We start from the raw sequence: 8748 nt of genomic DNA on the forward strand, positions 1-8748 counted from the left end.
ATGACTACAACGATTAAGAAAATCGCCTTGGCTTATTCAGGTGGACTTGATACTTCTGTGATGATCCCTTGGCTTAAAGAAAATTATCAAGCCGAAGTCATTGCGGTCATTTGCGACCTTGGCCAACAAGAAGATCTGCAAGCCATTAAACAGAAAGCCATTAAAAGCGGTGCAACCAAAGCCTATGTGGTCAATGTCCAAGAAGAATTTGTTACCAACTACCTTTGGCAACTGGTGAAAGCTGGCGCTTTATATGAAGAGCAATATATTTTAGGCACTATCTCAAGACCTTTAATTGCACAAAAACTGGTTGAAATTGCCTTGCAAGAAAATGCTGATGCGATTGCTCATGGAGCAACCGGCAAAGGCAATGATCAAGTTCGTTTCGAATACACCGTAAAAGCCCTCGCTCCTCAATTGCAAATTATTGCTCCCTGGCGCTCCTGGGACATTAAATCACGCCAGGAAGCTATCGATTATGCCAAAGCACATGGGATTGAGGTCCCTGTGACACCGAAGGCGCCCTATTCTCGTGATCACAATATTTGGTATATCTCACATGAAGGTGGTGTCTTGGAAGATCCAAGCCAAGGGCAGCCTGAAGATTTATTGCTAATGACTACACCGCTTGAACAGACGCCTGATACACCCGAACTGATTAGCATCCATTTCGAACAAGGAGTACCTGTGGCTTTGGATAATAAAGCAATGGATCCGGTCGCTCTATTAACCGAACTGAATCAACGAGCAGGTGCTCATGGTATTGGTGTGGCTGATATCGTTGAAAATCGGTTAGTAGGAATGAAAATCAGAGGTGTCTATGAAGCACCGGCTGCTGCAGTGCTTTATAAAGCCCATAAAATGTTGGAAAGCTTATGCCTTGATCGATCCACGCTTCATTTGAAGCAATCTCTACAACAAAGCTATGCCAATCTTGTCTATGAGGGTCGATGGTTTTCCCAAGCAAAAGAAGCCCTGGATGCTTTGATTGCAGTAACTCAGAAACATATTACCGGCACAGTCAAATTACAACTGTTTAAGGGCAATCTCATTCCTTGTGGTATGCAGTCTGAATACAGTTTACATAATCCTGCTCTCGCTACGTTTGAGGAAGATAATGTTTACAATCAAAAAGACGCGGAAGGATTTATCAATCTTTTCTCTCTGTCAGCAAAAGTATACGGCATGGTTCATAAAGGATGGCAAGTATGACTAATAAAACCTGGGGTGGACGATTTAAAAACCACTTGATCCAAGTGTTGTAAAATTTAATGCTTCACTGGCGTTTGATCAGGTACTTTACCGTCATGATATTGCTGGCAGTCAGGCACATGCCAGCATGCTGGCGCGACAGGGACTTCTGAGCCAGGATGAAGCACAGTCTATTAACAAAGCGCTCGCGGAAATTGAGTTAGAAATAACCCAAGGGCAACATGCTCTTGATGAAAACTGTGAAGACATTCACATGTTTGTTGAACATTTGCTAATTCAAAAAATCGGCGACATTGGTAAGAAATTACATACTGGCCGCAGCCGTAATGATCAGGTCGCCCTCGATCTGAGACTTTATACCAGGGAAGCCGGTGCGCAGATAAGCAGTCTGTTGCAAACTCTCAAAGACGTTTTGCAGGATTTAACCAAGCAGCATGCCAATATCAAGATGCCTGGATACACTCATCTGCAACAAGCGCAACCGATTTATCTAGGTCAATATTTTACGGCCTTTGATGCCATGTTCAGTCGTGATCTTAGCCGTCTGCAAGATTGGCATGAGCGAATGAATTTTTCGCCTCTTGGTGCTGGCGCCTTGGCAGGTAGTAATCTACCTTTAGATAGAAACTGGGTCGCCGCAACCTTGGGCTTTAACGGTGTTATTAGCAATACGCTGGATGCCGTGAGCGATCGCGACTTTATCATTGAGTTTTGCTCCATTGCTGCGCTTATCATGATGCATCTATCGCGTTTGGCAGAAGATCTTATCCTTTGGGCAACCCAAGAATTCAATTTCATTACCCTGGATGATGCCTTTGCTACTGGATCCTCGTTAATGCCCAATAAGAAAAATCCTGATGTTTTAGAACTTATTCGCGGCAAAAGCGGACGGGTATTTGGTCATTTAACCGGTATTTTAACCGTAATGAAAGCCCTGCCACTTGCTTACAACAAAGACATGCAAGAAGACAAAGAAAGCTTATTTGATACCGTCAATACACTAACTGCTTGCCTGCAAATCATTTCCCCTTTTCTGCAAAGCCTAACTTTCAATACCGAGTTAATGCATAGAAAAGCAACCAGTGGTTACTTGGATGCAACAGCGATCTTAGAGTCTCTCGTTTTGCAAGGTATGCCATTTAGAGATGCACACCATCAAGTCGGTCTTTGGGTAAGTGAAGCCGTTGAAAAAAATTGCTCGCTTTCCGAGCTTCTTAAGGAGACAAAAAATGGCTTTCCTCATCTTGGCTGATGGCACCCTTTTTCATGGGAAGGCGATCGGCGCAAAAACCCATGCCCTGGGAGAGATGGTCTTTAATACCTCACAAACAGGCTATCAGGAAATTTTGACTGATCCCTCCTATTTTGGCCAAATTATTAACTTTACAACGCCCCACCTTGGTAATGTTGGAGTTAATCAAGCGGATCATGAATCAGAGAAAGTCCATGCTGCAGCAGCCGTTTTCAGAGATTACTCCTCCCATTTTAGCAATTGGCGTGCACAAGATAGCCTGGAGAATTTTCTGCTGAAACACAATATCGTTGCCTTAACGGAGATCGATACTCGCGCACTCACGCTGCACTTGCGTGAGCAAGGCAGCCAAAATGGTTGTATTGTGGCAGTAGACTCCATTACACCTGAACAAGCACTGTCGATGCTACAAAATGCGCCGGTCATCCAAGAGGGTAATCTGGCAACCTTGGTTTCGACCAAAAAAACATATCTCTATGCTGATCCCCAAGATGCGATAGCACATATTGTCGTTGTTGATTGCGGCGTTAAAGCAGCCATCTTAAAAACCTTGGCAAACTATCCCGTCAAAATTTCAGTAGTACCCGATACGATCAGTTTTAGTGAATTGGCAAGCTTTTCTCCCGACGGTGTATTACTCTCTAATGGACCAGGAAATCCCGAAAATTGTGAGTCAGTTATTCAACTGGCCTCTCAATTATTACAGCAACAGATCCCTGTCTTTGGCATTTGTCTGGGCCATCAGATCCTGGCGCTAGCAGCCGGTGCAAAGACAAGGAAAATGAAATTTGGTCATCACGGTGCCAATCATCCGATTCAATGCTGTAAAACAGGTACGGTTTTTATTAGCAGCCAGAACCACGGTTTCGTTGTCGATGAGTGCTCATTACCTAATCATTTAATCACTACTCATATCTCCTTATTTGACGGGACAATTGCCGGACTTGCCCATCGCAATTCACCCGCCTTTTCTTTTCAAGGACACCCAGAAGCGAACCCGGGCCCTAACGAACTGATGTGCCTGTTCAAGCAGTTTTTTCATGAGGTGCAGTATGCCAAAAAACACTAACATTAAGAGCATTTTGGTCATCGGCTCTGGCCCAATTAACATCGGCCAAGCCTGTGAATTTGATTATTCAGGCACACAAGCCTTAAAAGCCCTGCGTGAAGAAGGTTATCGCGTGATCCTCGTTAATTCGAATCCGGCCACTATCATGACCGATCCCGACTTAGCCGATGCGACCTATATCGAGCCAATTACTACAGCTTCAATTCGCACAATTATCGCCAAAGAACGCCCCGATGCCCTTATTGCTACCCTAGGCGGGCAAACCTCGCTCAATTGCGCGTTAGCTCTGCATAAAGAAGGTATTTTAGCCCAATATCACGTTGAATTAATTGGTGCATCCATTAATGCCATCACTGTCGCTGAAGATAGAACGTTGTTTCATAAGACAATGAAAGAGATTGGTTTAAGTGTTCCTGAAAGTTATTCGGCTACCAGCCTGGATAGTGCCAAACAAACCATGCAGAAATTGGGACTACCTTTAATCGTCCGCTCTTCCTTCACCTTAGGTGGTGCCGGAGCAGCCGTTGTACATAGCGCAGAGGAAGCCATAGCTGCATTCAAACAAGCGTTTGCCCAACCAGGCTGTCAGGAAATTTCCATCGATGAAGCGCTCATCGGGTGGAAAGAATTTGAATTAGAAGTTGTACGCGATAAAAAAGATAATTGCATTGTAGTCTGTGGTGTTGAAAATTTTGATCCCCTGGGAATTCACACCGGTGACTCCATTACCGTTGCACCCATACAAACCCTCACCGATGATGAATATCAAGCCATGCGTGACGCAGCCTTTGCCGTACTGCGTGCCGTTGGTGTTGACACCGGTGGTTCAAATGTTCAATTCGCTCTTAATCCTAAAAATGGCAAGATGGTCGTGATCGAAATGAACCCTCGGGTCTCCCGCTCCTCCGCACTGGTTTCGAAAGCAACTGGATTTCCTATTGCTAAAATCGCTGCCAAGCTTGCCGTTGGTTATACCCTCGACGAATTACCAAACGAAATTACCGGCGGTATCTTGCCAGCCTCTTTTGAACCAAGCATTGACTATACCGTGGTTAAAATTCCTCGCTTCCATGATGAGAAATTTAACGCACAAGATTTAGCTCGAGGCCCACAAATGCGCTCTGTAGGTGAAGTGATGGCTATCGGCAGTACCTTCGCGGAAAGTTTACAACATGCTATCTTAAGTCTGGAAATTAATGCTTCGGGTTTCGATTCTTTACATGAATTCGATGATGACGCCCTAAAAGCATTGCTCAAACGACACACCAGTACTCATCTCTGGTGTCTTGCAGAAAGTTTTCGTCGTGGCTTTAGTATTGAAGAAGTTTATGCAGTGTCGTTTATTGATCCCTGGTTTTTACACCAAATTAAAACAATCGTTACCCTGGAGCAAAACCTTCATGGCCAGTCTTTGTATGATCTCGATCAAGCCACCTTATTAAATTTGAAGAAAAATGGTTTTTCTGATCAACGACTCGCTAATCTTCTCCATAGCACAGAAACCGAGGTGCGATCATATCGACAGCAACTTAACATACAGCCGGTCTATAAATGTGTAGATAGCTGTGCTGGCGAATTTCGAACAACCACAGCCTATCTATATAGCACCTATCAACAGTATTGCGAATCCAAACCCAGTACAAAAAGCAAGATTATGCTTATAGGTAGTGGTCCTAATCGTATAGGACAAGGTATTGAATTTGATTATGCCTGCGTCAAAGCCATGCAAGCGTTTGCTAAAGCAGGCTACGAAACCATCATGGTTAATTGTAATCCAGAAACAGTTTCTACTGATTATGATGTCGCTGACAAACTGTATTTTCTGCCGCTAACCTATGAGAAAGTGTGCGATGTGATTGAACATGAAAAACCGACTGCAGTCGTTCTGCAATTTGGCGGGCAAACCCCGTTAAACTTGGTAGAAAAACTCCAGAAAACCAACGTTCCTTTGTTAGGATTAACTGCTGATCTTGTCAACATCACTGAAGACAGAGACAAATTCCGCGATTTAATACAACATTTAGGCTTAAAACAACCTAAAAATCAGGCTATTACCAGTCTTAATGAACTCGATCAGATCTTAGAAGTTCTTTGTTTCCCTTTAATTATTAGGCCTTCCTTTGTTCTAGGCGGCCGTGGTATGGAAATTGTGACGAACAAAGAAAGCTTGGTAGAAAAGCTTAAGACCCTCTTTAAAACGACATCGCACGCTGTTTTGCTGGAAGAATTCCTTGCCGGCGCAATTGAAGTAGAGATTGACGCCGTATCTGATGGCGAAGACATCTTTATCCCCGCGGTCCTTGAACACATCGAAGCAGTTGGTGTTCATTCTGGTGATTCAGCTTGTATAACCCCGCCCTATAAACTGCCTTTGGCTATCATTAATCTTCTTCATAAACAAACGAAAGCCCTGGCACGTGCCTTAAAACTTAAAGGTCTCATGAATGTACAATTTGCAGTAAAAGATTCTGAGGTTTTTTAATTGAGGTCAATCCCAGGGCATCAAGAACCACTCCCTTTATTTGCAAAGCAACAGGCATTCCTTTAATAGACATTGCGGTCAATTGCATGCTAGGAGTTTCGCTGAAAGAACAACGTTGCTTAACGCCTATGAGCTTACCCTATTATTGTGTGAAAGAAGCCGTTTTACCTTTCCGCAAATTTTCAACCTCAACGCCACTTCTTAGCCCAGAAATGAAGGGTACTGGCGAAGTTATGGGTATCGGTTTAACGCCTCATGAAGCCTACTTAAAAGCACAGATTGCTGCCGGTAATCACTGTGGTGAACAAGACTCGAAGGTTGTTCTCACTTCTGGTCTTGCCACGAATGATCAATTGCTGGTGACCCTGGCAAAAGCAGGATTTACTCTTATCAACGAACTTAAGTCAGACAAGAATCCTGATCTAATCCTGGTGGTTGATGCTCATCTGGACTATTTATCGTTTGCTCTGCAACACAATATTCCCTACGCTTCCACTTATGAAGCGGCTGCAATGATGGTACAAAGTCTTTGTCATCATCACATAGAAGAACCCTTTGTCAAACCATTGCAAGAACTCTATCAACAAACGACGCATCCTTCGAAAACCAGGCATGTTTTAACTGGGATGGAACTCAACAGCCAAGATATACTGAGCATCCTGGCACTAGCAAAATTTGTGAAAGAGAAACCGAACAATTATTGTGATGCCCTGATGCATAAGAATCTGGCTATGATTTTTGAAAAACCCTCTTTTCGAACTCGCTTAAGTTTTTCTCTAGCCATGCAAAGCCTAGGAGGAACTGCCGTAGAAAGTGTCAGTACTACCCGAAAATCGGAAGAACCACGGGATCTAGTCCGAGTACTAAATGGTTATTGCGACTTTATTATGGTACGAACCCACGATGATCAAGGCCTGGATGAAATGGCTACTTATGCCAACGTTCCCATTATCAATGGATTATCAGCTTTATATCATCCTTGCCAAATCCTTGCTGATTTACTCACACTGCAGGAATATTTTGGTACCCTGACCGGTTTAACATTGGCCTATATTGGAGATGGTAATAATATTCTTCATAGTCTGTTATTAATGGCGCCCCAACTCGGCATAAAAATAAACTATTGTTGTCCTGCAGAAAATCAACCTAATGCGGCGCTTCTTGCCAAGGGCTTGCAAGCAACACCTGAAATGATTCATTGTCATTCAACGCCGGAAGCAGCCGTTCATGATGCCCACGCAGTTTATACTGATGTGTGGACAAGCATGGGATTTGAGCAAGAAACCGACGAGACCTCATTTGCTGATTTTCAAGTGAATGAAAAACTCATGGCTCATGCTAAACCGGAAGCTATTTTTATGCATTGTATGCCTATGGTTCGAGGTAAAGAAGTCTCTGTTACACTGCCAGATGAACCTGCGGCTGCTCTATTTACCCAAAGTGAAAACCGCTTGCATGTACAAAAAGCGTTGCTGCTTTTTTACACTCTCATAAGGATTAGTCTGTACAGTATAGAACTATGAGCACGCCCCAATATCACAACACCGAGTTAAACTTGGTGTTGTATCTTTTTAAAAATAACGCTAGAAGCGTCTTTAATCTTCACAAGAAACAGTCAAAACTTGCACAACAAGAATAAATAATATACACTCAAGCTACCTACCTAAACTAGAGGTTAACTATGAAAGGGATAGCATTGATACCGATAGTAGTCAGTCTAACTGGTTGTGGTTGTATGGATATGGCTGGAAGCGAATATACTGTTTCACCCGTTGTTGCCACTCCCTGCTGTAACGCAAGAACTGCAGTAGTTGACAGTACTTGCTGTAAAACAGTCGTTGTCGCGAGACCTGTTGTTACCAAGCGTTGTTGTCCAACCTGTTACGATGCTACTTGTTACTAATCTTAAAGGTAATCCGGGTATGGCTTCGCCTGCCCCGGACTCCGATACCTAACATAAATCCGTTTGCCCCAAGCTGTTTGTTATACTCGCGTTGCAATAGACCCTCTTTCGAAACGCTACAAAATCATTGGCGTTAAAAAGCTATAATAACGCTATCAATAGCCAAGCAAATTTATTCATTTAAAAAACATTTGCATTTTTTATTGATCTATTTGTCAAATTTTAAAACTATAATATATACTATGTATGTCAACACTTACGCAAGGATGCTAATAATGAAAACAATCATCTTGTTAGTAGCAATTGTTGGTTCTACAGCCCTGGTTTCAGGTTGCGGTCTCTTCTGCCCAGCATGCCCAGCCTACACAAGCACTAAATAATAAGGAAATATCATGAAAACAATACTATTTTTAGTAGCAATTGTTGGTTCTACAGCCCTGGTTTCAGGTTGCGGTCTCTTCTGCCCAGCATGCCCAGCCTATACGAGCACTAAATAAGTACCAAGGTTGGGCTCCAGCCCAACCTGCTCCTGCCTCAATACTTCATCGAATCTTGCTCAAAATTGCACGTCTTACGTTAGAAATTGCACGACGAATTTTTGTTCAGCACGGGGTCTATAGAGGGGATTTAGAAAGGAATTAATATTCAAATAGGGTTCGCCTGCTGGTGACTGCTCAGAAAAAAGTAATTGAATACACAGCAGCGGGGCGCATCACATAAGACTCGATTAACAGAGTGCCAAGAAATACGGTTAGTTTCCATGACAATCAGACGATTAAAAAAGCAGGGAACAACAATGCGATTTTCGAGTGATTGATCCCATAATTCAT

General features: G+C 43.1%; 5 protein-coding genes and 2 pseudogenes. 6 read left to right on the plus strand and 1 reads right to left on the minus strand.

All coding sequences use genetic code 11. From position 1 onward, the window contains the following. The 6 genes and pseudogenes from BN58_RS16790 to BN58_RS31205 all read left to right on the plus strand — a co-directional run bounded on the left by BN58_RS16790 (position 1) and on the right by BN58_RS31205 (position 7918). The gene (locus BN58_RS16790) at positions 1–1212 is read left to right on the plus strand and encodes an argininosuccinate synthase (RefSeq protein WP_019217820.1); all 1212 of its coding nucleotides are present in this window, start codon (positions 1–3) and stop codon (positions 1210–1212) included. Beyond that, positions 1209–2464 (plus strand): annotated as a pseudogene (gene argH / locus BN58_RS26570) (argininosuccinate lyase). The gene BN58_RS16790 and the pseudogene argH overlap by 4 nt, the downstream one beginning before the upstream one ends. Continuing rightward, positions 2442–3533 (plus strand): glutamine-hydrolyzing carbamoyl-phosphate synthase small subunit, encoded by a 1092-nt coding sequence (gene carA / locus BN58_RS16800; protein ID WP_019217822.1) that lies wholly within the window; start codon positions 2442–2444, stop codon positions 3531–3533. The pseudogene argH and the gene carA overlap by 23 nt, the downstream one beginning before the upstream one ends. Further along, positions 3517–6015 carry a carbamoyl-phosphate synthase large subunit gene (carB, locus tag BN58_RS26575; protein WP_019217823.1) on the plus strand — a complete coding sequence of 833 codons (2499 nt, stop codon included), beginning with the start codon at positions 3517–3519 and terminating at the stop codon, positions 6013–6015. The genes carA and carB overlap by 17 nt, the downstream gene beginning before the upstream one ends. 86 nt (positions 6016–6101) lie before the next feature. Then, on the plus strand, positions 6102–7538 hold the full coding sequence (gene argF / locus BN58_RS26580) for an ornithine carbamoyltransferase (RefSeq protein ID WP_019217824.1): 1437 nt from the start codon (positions 6102–6104) through the stop codon (positions 7536–7538). 158 nt (positions 7539–7696) lie between these two features. Continuing rightward, positions 7697–7918: a hypothetical protein gene (locus tag BN58_RS31205; protein ID WP_156812602.1), complete on the plus strand. Its 222-nt coding sequence runs from the start codon at positions 7697–7699 to the stop codon at positions 7916–7918. Positions 7919–8563: 645 nt separating this feature from the next. On the opposite strand, the pseudogene BN58_RS35015 reads toward BN58_RS31205, so the two are convergent. After that, positions 8564–8748: pseudogene (locus tag BN58_RS35015) on the minus strand (hypothetical protein); the annotation flags it as partial.

The organism is Legionella tunisiensis (assembly GCF_000308315.1).
Classification (GTDB): domain Bacteria; phylum Pseudomonadota; class Gammaproteobacteria; order Legionellales; family Legionellaceae; genus Tatlockia; species Tatlockia tunisiensis.

Excerpts from the sequence above, each read along its gene's own strand:
- argF (WP_019217824.1), top strand. The coding sequence starts at position 6,102 with ATGCTAGGAGTTTCGCTGAAAGAACAACGTTGCTTAACGCCTATGAGC.
- carB (WP_019217823.1), top strand. The coding sequence starts at position 3,517 with ATGCCAAAAAACACTAACATTAAGAGCATTTTGGTCATCGGCTCTGGC.
- BN58_RS31205 (WP_156812602.1), top strand. The coding sequence starts at position 7,697 with ATGAAAGGGATAGCATTGATACCGATAGTAGTCAGTCTAACTGGTTGT.
- BN58_RS16790 (WP_019217820.1), top strand. The coding sequence starts at position 1 with ATGACTACAACGATTAAGAAAATCGCCTTGGCTTATTCAGGTGGACTT.
- carA (WP_019217822.1), top strand. The coding sequence starts at position 2,442 with ATGGCTTTCCTCATCTTGGCTGATGGCACCCTTTTTCATGGGAAGGCG.